This is a genomic window from Azospirillum sp. VT-I1 (assembly GCF_055698305.1).
Window position 1 is genome coordinate 234,086 of record NZ_CP168807.1, and the last position, 20,693, is coordinate 254,778.

At 66.6% G+C, this 20,693-nt stretch carries 22 protein-coding genes; 1 reads left to right on the forward strand and 21 read right to left on the reverse strand.

Going from position 1 to position 20,693, the window contains the following annotated elements; genetic code table 11:
* The 17 genes from AB8P05_RS32215 to AB8P05_RS32295 form a co-directional block, all read right to left on the reverse strand.
* A complete protein-coding gene (locus AB8P05_RS32215) occupies positions 1-1,569 on the reverse strand; it encodes a sulfotransferase domain-containing protein (RefSeq protein ID WP_455176238.1) in 1,569 nt (522 codons plus the stop codon).
* A 56-nt stretch (positions 1,570-1,625) separates the two neighbouring features.
* Positions 1,626-2,105: an NUDIX domain-containing protein gene (locus AB8P05_RS32220; RefSeq protein WP_455176237.1), complete on the reverse strand. Its 480-nt coding sequence runs from the start codon at positions 2,103-2,105 to the stop codon at positions 1,626-1,628.
* Between the two features lie 31 nt (positions 2,106-2,136).
* On the reverse strand, positions 2,137-3,018 hold the full coding sequence (locus AB8P05_RS32225) for an NAD-dependent epimerase/dehydratase family protein (protein ID WP_455176236.1): 882 nt from the start codon (positions 3,016-3,018) through the stop codon (positions 2,137-2,139).
* 47 nt (positions 3,019-3,065) lie between these two features.
* Positions 3,066-4,364: a nucleotide sugar dehydrogenase gene (locus AB8P05_RS32230; protein WP_455176235.1), complete on the reverse strand. Its 1,299-nt coding sequence runs from the start codon at positions 4,362-4,364 to the stop codon at positions 3,066-3,068.
* Positions 4,361-5,287, reverse strand: a complete 927-nt coding sequence (locus tag AB8P05_RS32235; protein ID WP_455176234.1) for a Gfo/Idh/MocA family protein — start codon at positions 5,285-5,287, stop codon at positions 4,361-4,363. Before AB8P05_RS32235 ends, AB8P05_RS32230 begins: the two co-directional genes overlap by 4 nt.
* A gap of 22 nt (positions 5,288-5,309) precedes the next feature.
* The gene (locus tag AB8P05_RS32240; RefSeq protein ID WP_455176233.1) at positions 5,310-6,884 is read right to left on the reverse strand and encodes a PfkB family carbohydrate kinase; all 1,575 of its coding nucleotides are present in this window, start codon (positions 6,882-6,884) and stop codon (positions 5,310-5,312) included.
* Positions 6,885-6,886: 2 nt separating this feature from the next.
* A complete protein-coding gene (locus tag AB8P05_RS32245; protein ID WP_455176232.1) occupies positions 6,887-7,891 on the reverse strand; it encodes an NAD-dependent epimerase/dehydratase family protein in 1,005 nt (334 codons plus the stop codon).
* On the reverse strand, positions 7,888-8,889 hold the full coding sequence (locus AB8P05_RS32250; protein WP_455176231.1) for an NAD-dependent epimerase/dehydratase family protein: 1,002 nt from the start codon (positions 8,887-8,889) through the stop codon (positions 7,888-7,890). Before AB8P05_RS32250 ends, AB8P05_RS32245 begins: the two co-directional genes overlap by 4 nt.
* A gap of 91 nt (positions 8,890-8,980) precedes the next feature.
* Complete coding sequence (locus tag AB8P05_RS32255; RefSeq protein WP_455176230.1) at positions 8,981-9,850, reverse strand: hypothetical protein; 870 nt, start codon at positions 9,848-9,850, stop codon at positions 8,981-8,983.
* 73 nt (positions 9,851-9,923) lie between these two features.
* Positions 9,924-10,625: a class I SAM-dependent methyltransferase gene (locus tag AB8P05_RS32260; protein WP_455176229.1), complete on the reverse strand. Its 702-nt coding sequence runs from the start codon at positions 10,623-10,625 to the stop codon at positions 9,924-9,926.
* Position 10,626: 1 nt separating this feature from the next.
* The gene (locus AB8P05_RS32265; protein ID WP_455176228.1) at positions 10,627-11,568 is read right to left on the reverse strand and encodes a transketolase family protein; all 942 of its coding nucleotides are present in this window, start codon (positions 11,566-11,568) and stop codon (positions 10,627-10,629) included.
* The gene (locus AB8P05_RS32270) at positions 11,565-12,410 is read right to left on the reverse strand and encodes a transketolase (RefSeq protein WP_434625465.1); all 846 of its coding nucleotides are present in this window, start codon (positions 12,408-12,410) and stop codon (positions 11,565-11,567) included. Before AB8P05_RS32270 ends, AB8P05_RS32265 begins: the two co-directional genes overlap by 4 nt.
* A gap of 15 nt (positions 12,411-12,425) precedes the next feature.
* Entirely contained in the window at positions 12,426-13,421 is a 996-nt protein-coding gene (locus tag AB8P05_RS32275) for a GDP-mannose 4,6-dehydratase (RefSeq protein ID WP_455176227.1), read from the reverse strand.
* 56 nt (positions 13,422-13,477) lie between these two features.
* A complete protein-coding gene (locus tag AB8P05_RS32280; protein WP_455176284.1) occupies positions 13,478-14,140 on the reverse strand; it encodes a class I SAM-dependent methyltransferase in 663 nt (220 codons plus the stop codon).
* 32 nt (positions 14,141-14,172) lie between these two features.
* Entirely contained in the window at positions 14,173-14,919 is a 747-nt protein-coding gene (locus AB8P05_RS32285) for a transaldolase (protein ID WP_455176226.1), read from the reverse strand.
* Positions 14,916-15,497: a D-glycero-alpha-D-manno-heptose-1,7-bisphosphate 7-phosphatase gene (locus tag AB8P05_RS32290; protein WP_455176225.1), complete on the reverse strand. Its 582-nt coding sequence runs from the start codon at positions 15,495-15,497 to the stop codon at positions 14,916-14,918. The genes AB8P05_RS32285 and AB8P05_RS32290 overlap by 4 nt, the downstream gene beginning before the upstream one ends.
* A 7-nt stretch (positions 15,498-15,504) precedes the next feature.
* Positions 15,505-16,041 (reverse strand): SIS domain-containing protein, encoded by a 537-nt coding sequence (locus tag AB8P05_RS32295; RefSeq protein WP_472762277.1) that lies wholly within the window; start codon positions 16,039-16,041, stop codon positions 15,505-15,507.
* Here AB8P05_RS32295 and AB8P05_RS32300 point away from each other — a divergent pair.
* Positions 15,928-16,317: a hypothetical protein gene (locus AB8P05_RS32300; RefSeq protein ID WP_472762279.1), complete on the forward strand. Its 390-nt coding sequence runs from the start codon at positions 15,928-15,930 to the stop codon at positions 16,315-16,317. The two genes, AB8P05_RS32295 and AB8P05_RS32300, sit on opposite strands and share 114 nt — an antisense overlap.
* 347 nt (positions 16,318-16,664) lie before the next feature.
* Here the strand turns inward: AB8P05_RS32300 and AB8P05_RS32305 are convergent, their stop codons facing one another.
* Genes AB8P05_RS32305 through AB8P05_RS32320 form a run of 4 tightly spaced genes read right to left on the reverse strand, consistent with a single transcriptional unit; the run spans position 16,665 to position 20,693 of the window.
* Positions 16,665-17,933 (reverse strand): glycosyltransferase family 2 protein, encoded by a 1,269-nt coding sequence (locus AB8P05_RS32305; RefSeq protein WP_472762028.1) that lies wholly within the window; start codon positions 17,931-17,933, stop codon positions 16,665-16,667.
* Positions 17,930-18,148 carry a hypothetical protein gene (locus tag AB8P05_RS32310; protein WP_472762029.1) on the reverse strand — a complete coding sequence of 73 codons (219 nt, stop codon included), beginning with the start codon at positions 18,146-18,148 and terminating at the stop codon, positions 17,930-17,932. The genes AB8P05_RS32305 and AB8P05_RS32310 overlap by 4 nt, the downstream gene beginning before the upstream one ends.
* Entirely contained in the window at positions 18,115-19,296 is a 1,182-nt protein-coding gene (locus AB8P05_RS32315) for a hypothetical protein (RefSeq protein WP_472762030.1), read from the reverse strand. Before AB8P05_RS32315 ends, AB8P05_RS32310 begins: the two co-directional genes overlap by 34 nt.
* A 44-nt stretch (positions 19,297-19,340) precedes the next feature.
* Positions 19,341-20,693 carry an SEL1-like repeat protein gene (locus AB8P05_RS32320; RefSeq protein ID WP_455176223.1) on the reverse strand — a complete coding sequence of 451 codons (1,353 nt, stop codon included), beginning with the start codon at positions 20,691-20,693 and terminating at the stop codon, positions 19,341-19,343.

A 20,693-nucleotide genomic window follows, 5' to 3' on the forward strand; every position in this document is an offset into this window, starting at 1 on the left:
TCACGCTGCACCATTCTCTCCGACCACGAACTGTTCCGGCGGCGGGGCCGGCTGGTAGCGCAGGGTCTGGAAATTTTCCGACCAATGGTCGGTGCGGATGCCGAAGTCGCGCTGCAACCGCCCGGCCATGTCGCGGCAATGGGTGTCGAACAGCGACCGGCAGGTCGCCGCCGACAATTCCTGCGTCCAGTTCGACTGGACGCTCAGCGCCGCAGCCACCAGTGCGGCCGGCGGATCGTTCCAGACCCGTTCGCGGCCGTTGCCGACGCAATAGACCAGCGTCCGCGGCGGAATCAGATAGCGCCGTTCGTGGCTTTCGATACGAAGAGGGCGTTCCGCGTTGTAGAGATAGCGCGGATGATAGCTGACATTGTCATAGCGGAGCGGGAATTCGTAGCTGGACAAGCCACAGAAATGCAGGGCGTTGGCAACCGTCTTGCGTGGGTTTTTCTTAGAATCAAGATCATAGTCGATGACAAGGACGTTCCTCTTCTGGAAGATGCTATAAATCCTGTCCAGAATTTCTGGTATATTCGGGAAGAACTGCTCCTCGTCATGCTCGACGGCTTCGAAGAAGGATTTCGGCCATCCGCCCTGGCGCAATCCATTGTTGTACAGCGAGAACGCCATGTTGATGGGGTTCCGAATGCTGAACAGGATCTTGACGTCCTTGCCGCAGGAATCGGCGATCCGTCGCAGGACCACCGGATCGGCATAGTAATGGGAGGTCATTTCGATCATGACGGGGGATTCGGCAACCCCGCTCACCAGAGCGCCGTCGACGAGGCGCTCATAATGCTTGAGATATTCCTCGATGAAATGAGGGCTGTCGGCCCAATTGGCCGAGAAGATGTCCCAGTCCTTCGCCAGGGTGATGGTTCGCGGATGGTCGCGGAAGGCCTGCCAGAACAGGAGTGAACCGGTTTTCTGCGTGCCGATGAAGACGACCTTGGGCCGGTGGGGCAGTGCCGCCCAGCGCTCCAGGATCGCGGCATCGTCCTGCTCCGAAGCCGGCTCCGGCGTCGGCGGCTGCTCCGCCTCCGATCCGTCCTCGCCGCCGGCCTTTTCCTCGCCGTCGCCCGCATAGCCGGTCAGTTCGGTCAGGGTCGCCGGATCGGAATACAGCCCGTCGCGGCTGCGCCGTTCCCAGTCCCTCAGGTCCGCGAGTTCACCCTCGAGTTGGCGGAGCCGCTCATTCCGCTCCCTCGCCTCGCCCATGGCGGCATCGAAGGAGGATTGCAGGACGCCGATGCGCGCGACGGCCTCCTCGTATGCCGAGCCCGATTGCGCGGCCTGGAGTTGGGCGAGTTCCGCCTGGAGCGCCTGGATACGGTCGCGCAGATGCGAGGTTTCGGCAATCGATGCGTCGAGGGAGGATTGCAGGCTGCGAATCCGGGCCTGGGCCTCCTCAAGGTCACGTCCCGCGGCCTCGCCGGCGGCCTGCCGGCCTTGGGTGAGGAGCTGGCGATCCAGATCGGTCTTCAGGCTGAGCGCGTCGATGAGAACGGCGTCGAGTGCCGAGCGAAGCGCAAGAATTCTGGCATAGGAGTCCGACGGACTTTCCAACATGAACCGATACCTTTTCCTTTGCGGGCGGGCGGGCCGATCCCGACGCCGTCCGCCTGTCAGAGCAGGAGAGGCGCCCGTTGCAGAAGGCGGTCGGCCATATGCAGCCCGATGGCGACGGCGTCGTAGGGAGCGAGGCGGTCGATTCCCATCACCGCTTGCGGCCCATGCAGCTCCATCGCCTGCCCCTCGCGCAAGGACATGCCGGAAATTTCAGCACGCCTTACGGGCACTTCATAAATATATCGCAACTTAATACCGCGATTCCACCGGCGCAAGTCGAAACACACTTGTGTGAAATAGGAGAATGCGCCCAGTTGATAGTCGAGCTCCTCGGACAATTCCCGCGCCAATGCTTCAGCCGGTTCCTCCCCCTCCTCGATGAGGCCGCCGAACAGACTGCAATAGCCGGGGAACCAGATGTCCGGCTTCTCGTCGCGCCGTTGCAGCAGGTAATGGCCGTCCTCGGTGACCAGCAGGGCGGCCACCGCCGCCGGGAAGGCGTCGAGCGTGACCGGACCCGGGGTGGCGGCGTCCATCGCCCTGTCGTTCATCGTCCCGGCCGCCCGCTCAGCCGGCCAGGGCGGCGCGGTGGACCTGCGCCAGCCCCTCTTCCAGCGGGGTTGCCGCGAAGTCCGGGAAAGCCTTGGCGCAGTCGGTCACGTCGAAGACGCGGCGGGTCACCGGCTGGGTGCGCGGGGTGAAGCGGATCTCGACCGGCCGGTCGAACTGCGCCGCCACCAGCCGGGCGAGGTCGCCGAAGCTGATGCTGCGGCCGCTGACCAGATTCAGCAGGCCGCGGCTGCGCCGGTTCAGGACGCGGACGATCAGCTCGACCGCGTCGTCGACCAGGATGTGGTCGCGCGTCTCCTCGCCCTCGCCGCCCAGCGTGATGACGCCGTCCTTGGCCGCCTGCCGGCGGAAGCGGTTGGGGCCGTAGGAGTTGTGGCTGTCGGCGGCGCCATAGACCAGGGTCGGGCGCAGCACCGCGACCGGCGCCTGGACCGCCTGCTGGACCATCAGCTCGCGCGTGCGGTGCATCGAGCCGTAGAGGTCGGTCGGCGAGGCCAGCGATTCCTCGCCGACCCGGCCCTCGACAAAGGGATAGACCGCGTCGGAGCTGATGTAGACGACATGGGCCACCGGCTGCCTGACGAGCGCCTCGCAGACGTTGCGGCCCATCTCCAGGTTGCGCAGCGTGGTGCCGATATCCCGGCCCTTGTCGGGGGTCAGGGCGCTGAGGAAGACCAGCGCGTCGTCAGGGCGCAGCTGCGCGGCCAGCCGCCCGGTCGCGTCCGGCGCCGCGAGGTCGAGGTCGGCGGAGGACAGCGGCAGGCAGGGCACGCCGTCGGCCGCCAGCCGCGCCACCAGGGCGGCGCCGATGAAGCCGCGGCTGCCGAGGACGACCACGCGGGCGGGCGGCTTCGGAGTGGGGTTCAGATGGTCGAGCATCGCGTCGGTTCCCGGTTCTTCGGATCGGAGGGCGGATTTGGGGGCGGTCAGAGCGCGCGACCCAGCACATGGTGCTGGAGTCCGGCGGCGGCGCAGGCGGCGGCATCGAGCATGGCGAAGGGGTCGATGACCACCCGGCCGGCGAGCGCCTGCGCCAGGGCGGCCGGATCGGCGTCGCGGTACTGCGCCCAGGGGGTCATGATCACCAGCGCGTCGGCGTCGCGGCAGGCCTCCAGCGGCGAGGCGGCGACGGTCAGGCGCGGATGGTCGACGGCGGCGCCGTCCACCACCGGGTCGTGCACGACCACCTCGACGTCGCGGATCAGCGACAGCAGGGCCAGCGACGGCGAGTTCTTGGTGGAGTTGGTGTCCTGCTTGTAGGCCAGCCCCCACACCGCCACCCGCGGGGCGCGCCGCTGGCTCAGCACCAGCGACTGTAGCCGGCGGAAGGCCCAGTCCTTGCGGTGGCGGTTGTTGGCGATCCAGGCGCGGACGATGCGGGCGTCGCTGCCATGCTGGTCGGCCAGCCGGCAGACGGTGGCGAGGTCACGCTCCAGATTGCCGCCGGCAATGCCCAGCCCCGGCACGATGTAGGAGTGCGGGCCGATCCGCTTGTCGAGCCGCAGCGTCGGCACGATCTCCGACCAGTCGGCGCCGATATGCTCGCACAGCTCGGCCAGCGTGTTGGCGACGCCGATGGAGGCGACGAGGCAGCAGTTGATGGCGATCTTCGCCAGCTCGGCGCTCTCGAAGCGAATGACGAACAGCGGGCAGTCGAAGGCTTCCAGGAAGCGGCGGTAGGCGGACGGCAGCGGGGCCGACGGATCGGCGCGGCCGATGATGGTCCGCTCCGGATACATGGCGCGCTCCACGGCGCGGCCGAAGATCAGCGTCTCCACCTGATAGGCGACCTCGCGGCCCGGCCGGACCAGCCCGCGGGTGAAGCCCGGCGGCACCTGGCTCAGGATCACCAGCAGCGCGTCGGGACGCATCGCCGGTTCCACCACCGCCAGCAGTGCCTTCAGCGGACCGAGGTCGCTGGCGCCCTGGTCGTCGGTCGCCACGTCCACCGCGATGTAGACCACGTCGCAGGCGGCCAGGGCGGCCGGGTCGGCGGTGAAGCTGATGTGGCCGGCGTTGCGCGCCAGCATCTCCGGCAGGTCGGGTTCGACCACCGGCAGCTCGCCGCGCGCCAGGGCGTCGGTGCGCGCGCCATCGGGATCGAAGCCGACCATGGCGAAGCCGCGCTCGGCCCCCGCCACCAGGGAGTTGATGCCGAGGTGGGTCATGCCGGCGTAGCCGATGACGGGCTGGTGGGGCACCGGCTGCTTGGCCGCTTCGCTCATGCTGCGTCTCCGGACAGCGCCTCGCCGGCGAGGGCGTTCAGGGTGTCGTTGATCCAGATGTCGGTCTGGAGGTTGTTGGCGGCCTCGCGGCACAGCCCCTTGAAATGGTCGTATTCCAGCCGCCAGGTCGGGTCGGGCTGGACCAGCGTCACCGTCTCCTCGTCGGGCCGGCCGCTGGGCAGCTTGCGGTCGCGCAGGCTGAAGCTGCTGGGTCCCCATTTGCACAGGGACTCGATGTGGGCGCTGCCCTTCTCCGCCCGGATGTCGGCGGTGAAGTGGTTGCGCCAGGACAAGAGCGTCATCTCCAGCTCGATGTGCAGCCGGCCGGAGGAGGCGACGACGACATGGTCGAAGGCGCGGTTCTCGAACCGGTTGGCGGCGACGATGCGGTAGGGGCCGGTGCCCTGCCCGAACCAGAAATCGATGGTGTCGAGCAGGTGGGAGCCGAGGTCGGGCAGCACACCCGCCCCTTGGTCGCGCCATGCCGATTCCCGCACCAGCCGGGCGGTGCCGTTGCCGTAGAACAGCCGCACCGTATAGACCTCGCCCAGCGTGCCGGCGGAAAGCGCCTGCTTCATGCGGACGAAATGCGGCTCGAAGCGGTGGTTGTAGGCGGTGTAGCAGGTGACCTTGCGCCGGCGCGCCAGCTGATCCAGGTCGCGCAGGGTGGAGGAATCGGCGGCGAACAGCGGCTTCTCGACCAGGACATGCTTGCCGCGGTCGAGAAGCTCGGCGATCAGCTCGATCTTCACCTCGTCCGGCGTGCACAGCAGCGCCGCGTCGAAGCGGTCGTAGCCGACCTCGCCGATGCTGCGGACATCGGCATTGGCGTTGACGGGGTCGACGGTGGCGACTAGGTCGGGGCCGGCGACGTCCCGGCGCTTGTGCCCCTGGACGCCCAACCCCACGACGATGACACGCATGCTGCTTGCTCCCGCCGCCGTTTCACTCGGCGCGATAATGGGCCTCGGACTCGATCTGGTCGATGCGCTTGCGCATCGCCTCGATCGTGATCGGATAGTTGCCGTCCATCTCGCATTCCAGCGCCGCCGAGATCGACCCCAGGATGGAGGCGATCGCCTCGTTGCTCTGGCCGTCCGCCGTGCGGGTGGCGAACAGCGCCAGGGTGGCGTAGGACAGCAGCGCGTCGCCCGCCCCCACCGCGTCGACCACATGGTTGACGAAGCTGTCCAGCGCGATGACGGTGCGCGGATCGCCCTCCGGCCGGGTGCGGAAGGTCAGGATGCCGCGCTCGCCCAGCTTCATGATCAGCGTCTTGCAGCGGGCCTGCCGGAACAGGTCGCCGGCGAGGGCGCGCACCACCGAATCCTGGTCGCCCAGGGCGAAGCGTGCCTCGCGCTCGTTGGGCGTGATCAGGTCGAAGCCCTGGAATTCCAGGATGTTGCCCCAGCGGCTGGCGACCTGGCTGTCGGCGACGCGGAAGGCGCGCTCCGGGATGGCCGACACCAGCCGCGGCACGGTCTCGCGGTTGAAGACGCCGTGCCGGAAGTCGCTGAACACCACCACGTCGGCGTCGACGCTGCGCAGATGCTCCTGCAGCTTTTCGACGATGGCGTCGGAGATGCTGCGGTTGTCGAGCGTGTCGACCTTCAGCAGCCGGTAGCCGTCGCAGATGATGTAGTCCTTGTTGGTGGTCGGCCGGGTCGGGTCGACGATGGGCAGAACCTCCACCTCGGCCTTGGCCAGATCCTCCAGGACGAAACCCTTGTCGCGGTCGTCGCCCAGCACGGTGGAGAAGGTGACCTTCGCCCCCGCCGCCCGCAGATGCTTGGCGACGATGCCGGCGCCACCGACGAAGCTGTGGCGCTTGTCGAAGCGCACGCTGACCGTCGGCGTCTTCGACATGCCGCCGATCATCGTGGTGTGGGTGTAGCTGTCGACGATGGTGTCGCCCACCACATGGACCCGCGTGCCCTCGAAGCGGGTCAGGATGCCGCGCAGGTCGTCGAAGCCGATCTCCTCCCCGTTCATGAGGAACATCAGCTTTTCGCAGCGCAGGTTGGGCGGCGCCGTCTCGATCAGGTGCGAGGAGGAATAGACGAAGTCCCCGGGGGAGAAGATGATCTCGCCGCCGTAGGAGTCGATCAGCTCTTTCTCCTCCCTGGTCTTCGGATGCAGCCCCTTGCTGATGTACTCGTAACCCTTGGCGTAGAGGTCGGGCTGGATGACCGACAGGTTGCGCAGCGGGGTGGGATCGGGGTCGATCACCACGTAATCCACCACCTGCAGGGCGGCCAGATTGAAGGCGCGCAGATCCTGCGGCACATAGGGGCGCAGCTTGCTCTTGGTGATGTGCTGGTCGGCGGTCAGGCTGGCGATCAGGATGTCGCCCTTGGATTTGGCGAACATCAGGTGGCGGATGTGCCCGGGATGCACGATGTCGAACGTGCCGTGGCACATGATCACCTTGCGGGATCGCGGCGGTGCGCCGACGATGGCGCGGATTTCCTCGGGTGTCTTGATCTTGGCGCTCAGCAGCGCCTTGCTGGCTTCATCCATCTTCACTCACCCTTCCGGTCCAGAGCCGCGAACCAGGTCTTGGTCGCCTCGGCGATGGAGGCCGGTTCCCACAGCGGCGCGTCGCGCCAATAGTCGATGTTCGCGAGGATCCGCGACACGCCCTCCTCGAAGGAGACCTGGGGTTCCCAGCCCAGGCGGGTGCGGATCTTGGTGATGTCGGCCCAGGTGCAGTCGGGTTCGCCGGGGCGCTTGGGGATGTGGATCACCTCGCCGCCCAGCAGCTCGACCAGCCGGTTGACCGGCTGCGGGTTGCCGGCACCGACATTGTAGACCTCGCCCGTCTCCTCCGTCAGGGCGGCGGCCAGGAAGGCCGTGGCGAGGTCGGAGGCATAGATGAAGTCGCGCGTCTGCGTGCCGTCGCCGACGACGGTGAAGGGCTTGCCCGCCAGCTTCTGCTTCAGGAACACCCCGAACACCGCGCCATAGGCGCCCGAGGTGCGCGAGCGGATGCCGTAGGCGTTGAAGATGCGCACCGCGTTGACCGGCAGGCCGTAGACCTGATGCCAGTGGAACGCCGCCTGCTCGCCCTGGTACTTGCTGAGCGCGTAGGGGTATTGCGGCGCGATGGGATGGTCCTCGCACGTCGGCACCGCCGCCAGCCCGTAGCAGGAGGAGGAGGCGGCATAGACGAACTTGGACACCCCGGCGCGGCGCGCGCATTCCAGCATGTGCACGGTGCCCTGGACGTTCACCGACATATAGTCGAGCGGACGTTCGATGGACGGCACGATGTCGCCGATACCGGCGAAGTGGAAGACGTGCGCCGCCCCTTCGAACGCGGCGTCGCCGGGTTCGAAGGAGCGGATGTCGCGCTCCACCACGTCCAGGTCCGGATTGCCGGCGTGGTGGGCCAGGTTGGCCGGGCGGCCCCCGGTCATGTTGTCGATGACGCGCACGCGATGGCCGCGCGCCAGCAACAGGTCGACCATGTGGCTGCCGATGAAGCCGGCCCCACCGGTGACGACGGCAATCGGACGGCTGGTCATGCGGCTTCGAGCGCCTTCAGCTTGCGGACATTGTAGTAGTTCACGCCGGTCATGCTGTCGGGCAGCTTGCCGTCACGGAACGCTTGGCAGAGGTCGCGCACCGCGTCCTCGATCGTGTGCTTGGGCTTGAAGCCCAGGATGCGCGCGATCTTGTCGGAGTTGATGTGGTAGGAGCGCGGGTCGTTGCTGGGCTGGACCTCCAGCGTGATCTCGCCCTTCTCCGGGAACACCTCTTCCACGACGCGCTTGACCGTCTGGGCGATGTCCATGATCGACATGTTCTGGTAGCCGGCGTTGAAGGTCTGGCCGGCGATCTGCTCGTCCGGGGCCTTCAGCAGCAGCTCGTACAGGTCGCACATGTCCTGGATGTGCAGGTTCGGGCGCCGCTGGTCGCCGCCGAACACCAGGATCTTGCCGTTGGTCACGGCATGGTTGGTCAGGATGTTGACCGAGAGGTCCAGACGCTGGCGCGGGCCGTAGCCGCAGATGGTGGCCGGGCGGATGGTCACGCAGACGAAGTCCGGCGACTGGTGCTTCCACAGCAGCGGCTCGCACATCCCCTTAAACTTGTTGTAGAGGGTGAGCGGGACCAGCGGATGGTCCTCGGTCACGTCCGGGGCGTCGGACACGCCGTAGACCGACGAGGAGGAGGCGTAGACGAAGCGCTTCACCCCGGCCTGCTTGGCGGCGACCACCAGCGGCTCGAAGGCGTCGTAGTTGATGGTCTCGCTCAGCTTCTCGTCCAGCTCGAAGCTGGCGTCGTTGGAGATGCAGGCGAGGTGCAGGACGACGTCGATGCCCTTCACCGCCTCGGAGAACTTGGCGACGTCGCGGACATCGCCCTGGATCACCGTCAGGTTCGGGTGGTCCTTCGGCAGGTGGTCGTCACCGAAATACATGATGTCGTAGACGGTGACGTTGTAGCCGGCGTTGAGGAGCTGGGGCGTCAGCAGCGAGCCGACATAGCCGGAACCACCGGTGATCAGAACGTTGCGCATAGGTCCTCGGATTGTTGGAAGCCGGGTTGTTGGAAGCAATGACCAATCGTCAGCGGGACCGCTCCCGCGCGGAAGCGCGGCGGTCCTTCAGTCACCATGTGACAAGGCGGTAGCCCTCCGGACAGTCGGTGAACTGCGCGGCGGATGAGAACAGCACGTCGGGACGCCGGCTTTCCTTGAAGGGCTTCAGGCATCGCCGATAGGCGTCCCGCTGGTCGCGGCCCTGGTAGAATTGCTGGATCGGCGTCCGGTCCCAGGTCGTCGACGGCCCCTTCTCGGCAAGGACATAGAGTCCCTGCTGGTATTGGGTGGCCAGGTTCCGCACATGCTCCATCGGCTCGGTGCCGACCTGATTCGGATCGACGGCGAAGATGTTGTAGGGACCGGTCCCTTCGGAGACCTGCATGTACACCCTGACGTCGGCGAACTCGTTGACGACGAAGTAATCGTACAGCCAGGGCGCCGTCAGGATGGTATAGGGCCCGTAATGGTTGGATCCCATGTTGATCGAGAACAGGCGCCCGTTGGGGCGCAGCATCCGCGACAGGTTCTTGAGCGCCAGGGCGGGGTCCCAGACATTGTCGAGCGTGCTGCCGTCGAAGATCACGTCCGCCACGCCCTCCAGATGGGCCGGCAGCGGCTTCGTCAGGTCGTGGACGATCTCCGCCCCTTCGTAGTCGGAGTGGTCGAGCGACAGGATCTTCGGCACGCCCAGGGCGCGGAAGAAGGAGTCGGCGGTGATGAGTCCGACGCCCTGGCCGGTCTGGATGGTGCGGTCCTCAAGCTCGAAGCTGTCGGTCGACAGGCCGGAGATGTCCATCCCGCAGCCCTTCAGGATGCGCAGGGCGGTTTCCGCATCGAAGAAGACCGTCTGACGGCCGATGGTGATGACGTCGCCGGTGATCGGCCGGAAGCGGTGCTCCCGGACGATCATCTCCGCCATCGTGATGCTCAGCCCCATGATGCGTTCGGCCCTCCCCGGCCCTCGTCCCCAGTCGCGGAAGCCCCCGCGTCGATCCGGCCGCCCATGGGCATCACCGGTCCTTCTTCCCGCAGCACAGCGCGATCAGATAGTGCGCCATGGCGTGGTAGCCGGTGTGCACCACCTCGTCGTTCATCGAAAACATGTAGACGTTGGTGAAATAGCGCCGCATCAGCCGCTTGAAGTCGCGCTGGTCCTTGCAGTTGACATGGCCGAGCTTGCTGTGGGCGGAGGCGTAGGCCTGCGATTGCAGCGACGGCATGCCGATGATGCAGGTGCCGGCCGGGGCCAGCGGCGCGATGGCGTTGGCGAGGAACAGCTCCTCCTCCGCGCCGGCGTTGATGTGCTCCAGCACGTCCAGCGAATAGACGGCGTCGAAGCCGCCGGCCGGGCCTTCGACCGGGCCGGTGCGCAGGTCGTGCAGGCGGAAGTCGACCGGCCAGCGGTCCGACATGGTCTCGCGCGCCGAAGCGATGAAGGACGGGTCGAAATCGACCGCGGTCACCGCATCGACCGACTGGCGCACCACGCGGGTGAAGAAGCCGTCGGAGCAGCCGATCTCCAGCGCATGGCCGGCGCCTTCGATCATCTTCGCCACGAACTTGTAGCGGGCCATGGTGAAGAGCAGCCGCTTGGGATCGTCATGATAGGCCCAGGTGGCGTGCACGCCCAGGCGTTGCAGCCCCATCGCCTGCATCTGCGCGATGTCGTCCTGGTACTGCGGTTCGCCCATGCTGCCGGGTTGCGAGGCCATGTCAGCGCCCTCCCCCGGCTGCCGTTCCAGCCGCCAGCCTGTCCAGGATGTCCGGCACGGCCAGCCCATGGGCGGCCAGGATGTCGTCGTGGCTGCCGTAGAGATGGATGAAGCGGTCCTGCAGGGCGAAGGTGTCGAAGTCGCACTGCGCCTTCACGTCCCAGGCGATCTGCTTGACCATCGGACCCAGCCCGTTCTGCGGCGAGGTCTCCTCGATCACCACCACGCGGCGGTGGCCGCGCAGCGCCTGGACCACGCCCTCGCGGTCGAGCGGCTTCAGCGTGTGGGCAGAGACCAGCGAGACCGACTGCCCCTGGGCGGCCAGGGCGTCGGCGACCTGCACCGCGGTCTTCATGATGGCGCCGTGGGCCATCACGCAGACGTCGGTGCCGCGGCGCAGGTAGCGCAGCTTGCCGAACACGAAGGGTTCGGCCGCGTCGGCGGTGAAGACCGGCTCGCCCGCCTTGCCCAGCCGCAGATAGATCGGGCCGTCGGTCTGCACGGCGCAGTGGCGGGTCGCCGCCGCGACCTCCAGCGGGTCGCAGGGCGAAAGCACCGACATGCCGGGGATGGCGGCGGCGATGGCGACATCCTCCTGGGCATGGTGAGTGGCGCCCAGCGTCGAGTAGGAGACGCCGCCGCCGATGCCGACCACGGTGACCGGCAGGTTCTGGTAGGCGAGGTCGTCGCGCACCATCTCGAAGGGCCGGTACAGCGCGAAGGTGGCGATGGTGTAGGCGAAGGGCCGCAGGCCGCGCTGGGCCATGCCGGCGGCCATGCCGATCATCACCTGCTCGGCCACCCCGGTGTTGACGAAGCGCGTCGGGAAGGCGTCGCGGAACTTCTGGATGCTGCCGGCCGGCGAGATGTCGGCGCAGATCAGGCACAGGCGCGGGTCGTCGCGGCCCAGCTCGAAGAAGGTGTCGGCGAAATGGTTCCTCATTCCGCAATCTCCTTCAGCTCGGCGATGGCCTGCGCGTATTCCTGCGGGTTGGGGGAGCGGTAGTGCCAGATCGGCACATGCTCCATGTAGCTGACGCCCTTGCCCTTCACCGTGCGGCCGATCAGCACGAAGGGCCGGTCGCCCTTGCGGTCGCGCACCTTGGCGACGATGGAGGCGGCGTCATGGCCGCTGGCCTCCGCCACCTCCCAGCCGAAGGCCGCCAGCTTGGCGTCCAGCGGGTAGAAGTTGGGGTGGATCTCGCTGGTCCGCCCCAGGCCCTGGAAGTCGTTCAGGTCGATGAAGGCGACCAGATTGGAGACGCCGAGGTTCGGCGCCATCATCAGCGCCTCCCACACCGATCCTTCCTGGATCTCGCCGTCGCCCATCAGGCAGAAGACCTGGCGGTCGTCGCCCTTGATGCGGTCGGCATAGGCCATGCCGAGCGCGATCGACAGGCCGTGGCCGAGCGAGCCGGTCGACGCCTCGATCCCCGGGACGCCATAGTCGGGATGGCCGCCCAGCCGGCTTTCCGGCGTGCACAGCCGTTCCAGCTCGGCACTCTCCAGCACGCCCAGCGCTTCGAGCAGCACATACTGCGCGACGCAGCCATGGCCCTTCGACAGCACCAGCGTGTCCGGCGTGGCGCCAGACGCGTCGCGCCGCATCAGCCCGTTGTAGATGGCGTCCACCATCTCCAGGCAGGAGAAGGCGGGCGCGATGTGCATCGCGCTGACCTTCTGCGACAGGTCGAGGATGCGGCGCCGGAAGCCGAGGCAGCGGCGCCGCGCCGCCCCAGCGTCAAAACCGTTGCGCAGCAGCACGGGTTCGGAAACGGTGGTCATCGCCGGTCGTCCCGCTCAGGCGCGCATGACATAGCCGGTGGGCAGGTCCTTGACCTGGTCGTAGTAGCGCTTGCCCCACTCCACCATGTCGGCCAGCCCAGCCTCCCAGTCGATCTGCGGTTCCCAGCCGGTGTCGTTGCGCAGGGCCGAGCTGTCGAGCCAGTAGCGCGAATCCTGCCCCAGACGGTCACCGGTGACCTCGCACAGCTGTTCGAACGGGACGCCCAGCGCCTCGGCGGTCAGCTCCACCACGCGGCGGATCGAGGTCGGCTCCTGCGGGCCGCAATTGTAGACGGTGCCGATCGGCGCCTTCTCCACCACCAGTTGGATGGCGCGGGCGAGGTCGCGGGCGTGCAGGTAGGACTTCTCGGCGCGGCCGCCGCCGTGCAGCGGCAGCTTCTCGCCCTTCAGGCCGCAGACCACCGCCTTCGGGATCACGCGATGCAGGAGCTGGCCCGGGCAGTAGCAGTTGGACGGCCGGATGATGTTCATCGGGAACTTCAGGAAGCGGGTCACCGACATCAGGTAGAGGTCGAAGGCCGCCTTCGAGGCCGCATAGGGGCTGGACGGCCGGATCGGATCGTCCTCCTTGGCGGCATGCTCGACCGAGCCGTACAGCTCGGAGGTGCCGATATGGACGAAGCGCTCCAGCCAGTCGCGCTTCATCAGCTCCTCGGACAGGCGGGACAGGCCGACGGAGTTGGTCTCGAAGAAGCGCCAGGAGTTCTTCCACGACACCGCCCCTTCGCCCTGGGCGGCGTAGTTGATGATGATTTCCGGCTTCTCGCGGTCGAGAAGCTCCAGCAGCAGGTCGAGTTCGTAGGTGACGTGGTAGGCGTGGTATTCGTAGCCCGGCTGCTTGTCGATGTTCAGCGAGAAGGGTTCGGGCCGCAGCAGGTTGCGGCCGATGCCGATCACCTTCTTCGGCGACGCGTTCTCCAGAAGATGGAACGCGGTGTGGATCGCGAAGGAGCCGCCACCGCCCAGAATTGCATAGGTCTTGCCAGACACCGGTATCTCCTCGGTAGAACGTCCGCGTTTACTCTACGAAACCCACTCTTCGACGGCTATTCCTCGACGATCGTCCAGGCGTAGTCGCCGGTGTAGCCGGCTTCCCGGAAGGTCGCGATCCAGCCGTCGGGATAGTCGTGGTACTTCGCCGTCAGCACCCAGTTCATGAACAGCGCCCGCTGTTCCGGCGTGCGGTAGCTGTCGACCTGGACGAAGGACTTCCCGCCGGGAGCCAGCCGCTCGATCTCGCGCAAAGCCCGCACCGCGTCGGGCTGCGCCACGTTGTGGATGGTGTTGAGCGAGATCACCGCCTGGAAGCTGTTGTCCGGAAAAGGCAGGCTGACGCAGCTTCCCAGATGCAGGCGCCCGACCACCTCCGGCTCGCAGTTCTTCAGGGCGTATTCGGAGACGTCGATGCCGAACACCTCCAGCCCCGGGCAGACCTTCATCAGATCCTTGACCAGGAAGCCCTTGGCGCAGCCGACGTCCAGCACCCGGTCGCCGGGCTTCAGGCCGAAATGGGCGACGATGTCCTCGGCGATCGGGACCCAGCGGCCGTCATAGCGGTAGCCGCCGTAACCGACCTCGCGCGGGCCATCGAAATAGGCCTGCCCGTATTCGCGGGCGACCGCGATGTTCTCTTCGGTCTGGGCAGCCTGCCGGGCCTGGACGTTGCGGCGCGTGCGCGGCAGCCGGCCCAGCAGATTGACTTCCTGCATCATGGATCGTTCTTCCTCAAGCCCGGCCCGGATTACGCCAGGACCGGCGCATGCAGCGGGATGTCGTAACCGGCGGCGGTGGCGTCGCGGTAGAACATGGCCACCGTCTCCAGCGAGTAGCCCGCCAGATCCTTGCCGACCAGCGACAGCTTCTTCAGCAGGTCGTGGCCGACGGTGATGATGTGGCAGCCGGCTTCCTCGGCATGGTAGATGTTCAGCAGCTCGCGCGGGCTGGCCCACAGCAGCTCCGCCTTCGGGCGGCCTTCCAGCAGCATGCGGGCGGTGCTCATCACCGCGATGGGGTCGCGGCCGGTGTCGGCGATGCGGCCGGCGAAGACCGATACCACCGCCGGGGTGCCGACATGCAGCACGTCGGCGATGTCCTGCACCTGCTCCAGCGTCAGGATGGCGGTCACGTTCAACTGGACGCCTTCCTTCGACAGCTCCGAGACGATGGGGCCGACGAACTCGCCCTTGGTGGTGGTCACCGGGATCTTCACATAGACGTTGGGACCCCAGGAGGCGATCACCCGGGCCTGCTTGGCCATGGTGTCGAGGTCGTCGGCGAACACCTCGAACGACACCGGGCGATCCGGGACGATCTTCAGCACGTCCTTGGCGAAGGCGACATAGTCCGTGACCCCGGCCTGGCGCATCAGCGTCGGGTTGGTCGTGAAACCCTTCACCAGCGGGTTCGCGGCCAGGGCCTCGATGCCCTTGAGATCGGCGCCGTCGGCGAAAAGCTGCACGCGCAGGCTGTTGATCGGGGTGACGTTCATGGAGACACCTGTCCATCGGAAGGGGATGAGGCGAGGATGAGGGAGGCCGCTTCGGCCAGATCGGCGACGACATGGTGCGGGACCCCTGACGGGTCGGATTCCGCATAGCCGTAGTCGATGAAGAAGGTGGTGCAGCCGGCGGCCCGGCCGGCGGCGACGTCGCGCCAGCGGTCGCCCACCATGTGGCTGGCGGCCAGATCGATGCCGAATTCCGCCGCGGCGTCCATCAGCATGCCCGGCTTGGGCTTGCGGCAGGCGCAGCGGGCGGCATCGGTGTGGGGGCACATGCGGATGCCGTCGAGCGGCACGCGGGCGGCGAGGAAATCATGCATCGCCTCCACCACCTCGGGGGTCTGGACGCCCGTGGCGATGTCCGGCTGGTTGGTGACGACGATGACGAGGAAGCCGGCGGCGCGCAGCCGGGCGACCGCGTCGGCCACACCCGGCAGAATCTCGAAATCGGCCAGCGTCTGCGGCGGATAGGATTTGCCACCGCGGATCACCGGCCGGTTCACCACCCCGTCGCGGTCCAGGAAGACCGCCCGCCGCCCGGATGTGCCGGCTGCCGCCCCCACCATCACGCCGTCACCACTTGGTCTGCTGGATCTGCAGGGCGGGGTGGGAGACGAGCGAATGCCAGATCACGGCCTGGAAGGCTTCGGCGTGGGGGGTCACCCGCGAGGCGGCGACCGTGGGAATCACCACGACGGCGTCCCCGGCGGCCTTGGTATGGCCACCGGCCCGGCCGACCACGCCCAGGACCGTCATGCCCAGCGACTTGGCGTAATCGATGGCGACCACGAGGTTGACGCTGACCTTCTTCTCGGCATCGCCGCCGCCGACGGAAAAGACGAGGATAGCGTCCTTCTCGTTGGCGCGGCTGGCCTTGAGCCAGGCGGCGAAGACGCCGTCCCAGCCGTCGTCGTTGATGCGGGCGGTCAGTTCGGAGACGTTGTCGGTGGGGGCATAGGTCTCGATGCCGCACAGCTTGCGGAAATCATTCACGGCATGGCTGCAATTGGCAGCGCTTCCGCCGACGCCCAGGACGAAGAGCCGACCACCCCGCTCGCGCAGAGCCACCAGGTGGCTGCAGATTTTCTCCACCTCGGCGCTGTCGATCAGTTCGCAAATCCGGGCAGTTTCCGCAAGAAATTCACTGGTGTGCGACATTGGTTCCCCTATTTGTCCGGCAATCTCGGAACGAAAGAGCGGATACTGAGAAAACTGCTTTTTCCAAGAATGCATGTAAAATTTTTAAACAAGAATCCGCTCAGTTCATCTCGGTCGTTTCTTTTACAAATCTCACTACAGATACCCCAAATTCACCAAAATCCGCAAAACACCTTAACCTTTAAAGAATATGCATCAAAAACCTTTAAAGAATATGCATCAAACTAAGTATGTATGCAATAGGTCGTTTATAGACAAGATTTCAAAGTGTCAAGAGATATCTGGCAATCCCCTTCCAGACATACAGAAGTTATTGATCGAATGAGGCAACTTAATATTGTCAATATTAAAAACAGCCACCCTTTGCCGCACCAAAAAGAACACTTAGCTCTCTAAATATTTTCAGATATATATCGATATGTGAAAAGTGAATTGAAAGATTGATTGGCTTTTTGAAATCCATTCACGCTGTGCTTAAAATCAACAGTCAGTATAACCTGCGCCACACGCCCGAAAACAGGCGTACCGAACAGGAAATTGTCACTCCGCATCCCACACGGGAAGCGCGCATAACCTTACAGGCTCAATCTGGAGAATGGATTAGCCAGTCTGGAGAATGCTTTATTGAAGTAAGGGTCATCCATAAAATCACCCCACTCTTCAACTACACGCCGGAGATGATTTTTGTATGCGTTTTTTGCCGAAATGTCGGACAAACGCCCACGCGTTTTTGACTCAAAGTGGTAAAGACAGGATTTCGGATCATAGATTACGCGTGCCCCTGACTTCCGCACCGCGAGACAGTAGGTGATGTCGCTCCAATCGGCCGGATAGCGGGGATCGAACCCGCCGACGGTCTCGAAGACGGTTCGCCGCGTTACCAGACAGGCGCCGGTGACCGCCGCGGCCGACCGCAGGAGGGCATTGCGGCCGAGATAGCCGCCATCGTCGCTTCGGGCACCGATGGCTTCATGGGTGGCGCCGCGCTCGCGGCTGGTGACGATGCCGCCATGCTGGAGGCCGCCGTCGGGATAGAGCAGGCGCGCGCCGACCACGCCGACCTTCGGCAAGGCCAGGGTCGCCACCGCCCGCCGCAGCCAGCCCCTGTCGGCCGCGACCGTATCGTCGTTTAGGAAGACCAGCACCTCCCCCTCAGCCCGGGCGGCGGCAACGTTGTTCATCGCCGACCAGTTGAAGGGGCCGGCATAGGGCAGCACGTCGACCCCGCAACCGGCCTTCATCGCCGCGATCAGGGCGATGGCGTCGGGATCCTCGTTCTCGTGGTCGATGACCAGGATCTGCATCCGGCCCGGATAGGTCTGCCGCACGCGCAGAAGGGAATCGAGGCAGTTGCGCAGCAGGACGGGAGAGTTGCGGGTCGGCACGATGACGCTGACGAAGGGCGGGGCGGCCACGCCGAGTTCGATGTCGCAGGGGTCGACCAATGCCCGGTCCAGCCCCGGGACGGCGGGCATCGGCACCGGCACCCGGCCGGCGCGGATGCCGACCTCCAGAACCGGGGCATGGCGCCGCGCCCAACGGCCGACCGCCTCCGGCGATCCGGACAGAGCACGCGGCAGGGCGCCGGCGCTGCGGAAATCCGCAGGGCGCCGGATGGTGTAGAGCATCGACTGGATGTGCCGGACGCCACCGTCGGCAGGAAGGGCATCCGCGGAAGTCGCGTCGACGAGGCGCAGCATCAGGTCGTGGGAGTCGGACGGCATGCCCTCCTCCAGCGCCAGAGCACGCAGCAGGACATCGCCGGACAGGGCGGCCAGCGGGCCGATGCAGTCGCAGGACAGCAGCATGACCGGATCGAACCCCGGCTTCAGCACCGGGATCACGGCATCGTCCGGGTCGGGGGCGGGATCGCCGCCGCCCCCTCAACCACCAGTTCATGGTCGCTGTAGACCATCGGTGCCGTCGACAGGGCGTCGAGGAGGACCGGAAGCGCGTCCTCCCCGAATTCGACCGCGCCGTCCATGACCAGATGGGCGGCGGCGCCGGACAGCCGCGGATCCGACGTCAGCAGCCCGGACAATTCCGGGTAGGCGGCCATCCCCCCTGCCCGCGTGCGGCCAGCGGATGCATCAGGGCCGCGACCTCGCTGGACGGGGCGGCAGCCGGCGACAGCACGACGGTCAGCGTCCAGGCGGCATGCCGCTGGCTCTCCAGCGATCGGATCAGGCGGCGCAACGGGCCGGGATCGCCGTCCCCCCGCAGGAGAAGGATATGCACGAGCCCCTGCGGAGAAACCGCGGGCAGCGCAGGCGCCCGCCAGTTCCGCAGCAGGCCGGCCTGCTTCAGGGCGGGATAAGTGTCGACCGGCGGTTCCGTGGTGGCCAGCACGTCGGGCAGGGTCTGCTCGATGCTGCGCAGAGCAGCCTTGATCCCGCGTAGCGCATGGAGGATCCGGCCAAGATCGTCCTGACGGCCGGGCAGGGTCTCCCGGATATAGATGGCGCTGCCGAAGGGCGTCTTGGACTGGACGTCGCGGACATGGAGCAGGACGCCGCGTGCCGTCAGGTCGTCATGCAGGTGCGGGATCAGGAAGGCGAAGCCATGCTCGCTCGATCCGCCCGTCCGTTCCGACAGGCCGGGCAGGAAGTCGCGGCACTGGACCACCCCGATGAAGCGGTCGGCCAGGAACAGCTCCAGCATCACGGTCTCGGCCGGGTCGGACAGATTGGCGCACCAGCCGGAAATCCGCCCGCCCCCATCATAGGAGACCTCGCCGGCCAGCCGGCGGACCGGCGCCAGCTCGACGGCGGCAAGGCGCCGACGCATACCGCTCTGCTCCAGCCATTCGACCACCCGCGGCGGCAGCAGGGCGAGCAGCGCCTCGTCGCGCAGGAGCGTCAGCAGCCAGAAGCGCCAGGAACGGCTGGGCGCCAGGGCATCGCGGCTCGCCGGCGACAGGGGAAGCCGGCGAAGCGCCCAGCCATGCAGGGCCTCGTCCATCTCGGCGGCCAGGGATGCGTGCGGCAGCAGGGCGCCGGACGCGAGGCGGTCGACCACCGCCGCCATGAACTCCGCGGTGACCAGGAAGGCGTTGAGGAATTCCGGAAGGCTGCGGCCGGTGGCCTGCAGCAGCTCCTCGCCGCCGGCGGGATGGCGTCCGAAAAACAGGCGGTGGCCGTTGATCGCATCGTCCAGGGTGGAGCGGCCGTCCGCACCGAAGCCGTATTCCCCAGCCGTGCCAGCCATCCGCTCCCCCTCTTTTCCCCGGTCCCGTCCTCAGCAGGCGCTCCTCAGGCGGTCACCATCAGCTTGGGGTTCTTCTTCCAGTCTTCCATGATGACCTGGGCCTTGTGGCGGTCCTCGCTGGTCAGGCTGTTGCCCAGCTCATGGGCCTTGGCCTCCAGCCCGTCGCGTTCGGAACCCGGCTGCGTGGCGGCGGCGGCCATGATGTACCAGACATAGGCTTGGATCGGGTTGTAGGCCTTGCTCTCGCGGCTGGCGTAGAGAGCACCCAGATTGGTCATGGCGCCGGTGTGCCCTTGGGCCGCGGCCTTGCGCAGCCAGTCCACCCCTTCGACCAATTCCGGCCGGCCGCCCCAGCCATGGACCAGCATCAGCCCCAGATTGACCTGGGCGCCGACATTGCCCTGCGTCGCCGCCTTGCGGTACCAGACCGCAGCCTCGGCATGGTCGGGCGGACCGGCCAGCCCGTTGGAAAAGATCAGACCCAGGTTGAATTGGGCATTGACGTTGCCCTGTTCCGCCGACAGGCGGCACCATTTCAGGGTTTCGCGGTAATCCTTCGGAACCCCGTGCCCGCGGGCATGGAGCAGACCCAGATTGACCTGGGCCACAGGATGGCCCTGCTCGGCAGCCTGACGGTAGAACTCAGCCGCACGGGCGGGATCGGCCTCCACCCCGGTGCCGTGCTCGTAGATGATGGCGAGCGCCAGCTGGGAATTGACGAAGCCCTGGTCGGCAGCCTGCCCGTACCAGGCGATCGCTTGGCTCATGTCGCGCTCCACCCCCTGGCCGTTGGCGTAGAGGGAGGCGAGCGCATGCTGGGCCACGGCATAGCCCTGCTCGGCCGACATCCTGTACCAGCCGGCGGCGGCGGCGTGGTCCTGCGCAACCCCCTGCCCGAAGGCATGGAGCAGGCCCATGTGGTGCTGCGCCTCGGCATGGCCGGCCTCGGCGGCCAGACGGTACCAGTGCAGAGCCTGGGCGATGTCCGGCCCGATGCCCAGCCCATGGGGGTAGAGCAGCGCCAGATTGGCTTCCGCCGCAGCCGGATTGGCCTTGGCGACGGTCTTGTACCAGCGCACCGGCAGGGCGCTGTCCTGCGGCGCGCCTTCGCCGTTGGCATAGCACAGGGCGAGCGAGAACTGCGCCTCGACGTGCCCCTGCTCGGCCGCCTTGCGGAACCAGTGGGCGGCGTCACCGAAATCACGCACCACACCCTGGCCGCGGGCATAGAGCTGGCCCATGCGGTATTGCGCCTCGGCATGGCCGCATTCGGCCAACGGCATCCAGTTCGTGACGGCAGCGGCATAGTCCTCCGCCTCGAACGAGGCGAGGCCGCGCTGAAAGTCCGGCTTGCGGGAAGAGGTGGATTTGCTTCGCTTCAGCAGCTTGCCGAACAA

Bases quoted from the DNA above. Each gene is read 5' to 3' on its own strand.
- AB8P05_RS32215 (WP_455176238.1), bottom strand. From the start codon at position 1,569: ATGTTGGAAAGTCCGTCGGACTCCTATGCCAGAATTCTTGCGCTTCGC.
- AB8P05_RS32220 (WP_455176237.1), bottom strand. From the start codon at position 2,105: ATGGACGCCGCCACCCCGGGTCCGGTCACGCTCGACGCCTTCCCGGCG.
- AB8P05_RS32225 (WP_455176236.1), bottom strand. From the start codon at position 3,018: ATGCTCGACCATCTGAACCCCACTCCGAAGCCGCCCGCCCGCGTGGTC.
- AB8P05_RS32230 (WP_455176235.1), bottom strand. From the start codon at position 4,364: ATGAGCGAAGCGGCCAAGCAGCCGGTGCCCCACCAGCCCGTCATCGGC.
- AB8P05_RS32235 (WP_455176234.1), bottom strand. From the start codon at position 5,287: ATGCGTGTCATCGTCGTGGGGTTGGGCGTCCAGGGGCACAAGCGCCGG.
- AB8P05_RS32240 (WP_455176233.1), bottom strand. From the start codon at position 6,884: ATGGATGAAGCCAGCAAGGCGCTGCTGAGCGCCAAGATCAAGACACCC.
- AB8P05_RS32245 (WP_455176232.1), bottom strand. From the start codon at position 7,891: ATGACCAGCCGTCCGATTGCCGTCGTCACCGGTGGGGCCGGCTTCATC.
- AB8P05_RS32250 (WP_455176231.1), bottom strand. From the start codon at position 8,889: ATGCGCAACGTTCTGATCACCGGTGGTTCCGGCTATGTCGGCTCGCTG.
- AB8P05_RS32255 (WP_455176230.1), bottom strand. From the start codon at position 9,850: ATGGGGCTGAGCATCACGATGGCGGAGATGATCGTCCGGGAGCACCGC.
- AB8P05_RS32260 (WP_455176229.1), bottom strand. From the start codon at position 10,625: ATGGCCTCGCAACCCGGCAGCATGGGCGAACCGCAGTACCAGGACGAC.
- AB8P05_RS32265 (WP_455176228.1), bottom strand. From the start codon at position 11,568: ATGAGGAACCATTTCGCCGACACCTTCTTCGAGCTGGGCCGCGACGAC.
- AB8P05_RS32270 (WP_434625465.1), bottom strand. From the start codon at position 12,410: ATGACCACCGTTTCCGAACCCGTGCTGCTGCGCAACGGTTTTGACGCT.
- AB8P05_RS32280 (WP_455176284.1), bottom strand. From the start codon at position 14,140: ATGCAGGAAGTCAATCTGCTGGGCCGGCTGCCGCGCACGCGCCGCAAC.
- AB8P05_RS32285 (WP_455176226.1), bottom strand. From the start codon at position 14,919: ATGAACGTCACCCCGATCAACAGCCTGCGCGTGCAGCTTTTCGCCGAC.
- AB8P05_RS32290 (WP_455176225.1), bottom strand. From the start codon at position 15,497: ATGGTGGGGGCGGCAGCCGGCACATCCGGGCGGCGGGCGGTCTTCCTG.
- AB8P05_RS32300 (WP_472762279.1), top strand. From the start codon at position 15,928: ATGGCTGCAATTGGCAGCGCTTCCGCCGACGCCCAGGACGAAGAGCCG.
- AB8P05_RS32310 (WP_472762029.1), bottom strand. From the start codon at position 18,148: ATGGCCGCCTACCCGGAATTGTCCGGGCTGCTGACGTCGGATCCGCGG.
- AB8P05_RS32315 (WP_472762030.1), bottom strand. From the start codon at position 19,296: ATGGCTGGCACGGCTGGGGAATACGGCTTCGGTGCGGACGGCCGCTCC.